We start from the raw sequence: 1,007 nt of genomic DNA, 5'->3' as shown, positions 1-1,007 counted from the left end.
GGTAAACCACGCTGGACAATTTCGGCAGACGGCTTTCCAAAGTCGCTTTTTGGTCTTGTTTGTAGAAGAACTCGGCATCAGACAGGCGCGCGCGCAAGACGCGTTCGTTACCTTGGATGATGTGTGACGGGTCTTCGGTTTGCAGGTTGGACACCAGCAGGAAGCGGTTCATCAGCTTGCCGTTTTGGTCGAGCAGTGGGAAGTATTTTTGGTTTTGCTGCATGGTCAGAATCAGGCATTCTTGCGGCACGGCGAGGAAATGTTCTTCAAAACCGGCTTCCAATACCACAGGCCATTCGACCAATGCAGTCACTTCGTCCAACAAGGCTTCATCGGCGGCAACGGTGGCTTTCAGACGGCCTGCCTGCTCGTTCAAGGCCGTCCGAATGGCGGCTTTGCGCTCGGCAAACGAAGCGACGACTTTGCCTTGTTCGCGCATTTGGGCGGCGTAGCTGTCGGCATTTTCAATGGAGATTTCGCCGTTGGAGAGGAAGCGGTGCCCCAGTGTTTTGTTGCCGCTTTGCAGACCCAAAACGCTGACGTTGACGATGTCGCCGCCGTGCAGCACGATCAGGCTGTGTACCGGGCGCACGAAGGTGAATGTGCTGCTGCCCCAACGCATGACTTTCGGAATCGGCAGCTTTTTCACTGCGGCATTGATGATGTCTTCCAAAAGCTCGCCCAGCGGTTTGCCGGTTTGGACGTATTCGTAGGCGTACACGTCTTGCTTGCCGTCGTTGATGATGGTCAAGTCTTCGATTTTCGCCCCAGCACCGCGCGCAAAACCTTCCAAAGCCTTAGTCGGCGCACCGTCTTTCATGGCATTGGCCACGGCCGGGCCTTTTTTCACGATTTTTTGGTCGGCTTGAACGGCCTTCACGTTTTTGACTTGAACGGCCAAACGGCGCGGCGAAGCGTAGGCGGTGTATTCGGCTGCGCCGTCAATCAGTTGCGCTTTTTCCAAGCCTTCGGCAACGGAAGTGGCAAAATGGTTGCCCAGATTATTG

1 protein-coding gene is annotated in these 1,007 nt (G+C 55.2%); it reads right to left on the bottom strand.

Annotated features, from left to right (window positions below; all coding sequences use genetic code 11):
* Positions 1-1,007: glycine--tRNA ligase subunit beta (gene glyS, locus ACTHUM_RS15190; protein WP_440403313.1), on the bottom strand; the 1,007-nt coding region annotated here is incomplete at both ends.

Source organism: Neisseria sp. P0021.S006 (assembly GCF_051956895.1).
This window is presented reverse-complemented; position numbering and strand designations above follow the sequence as displayed.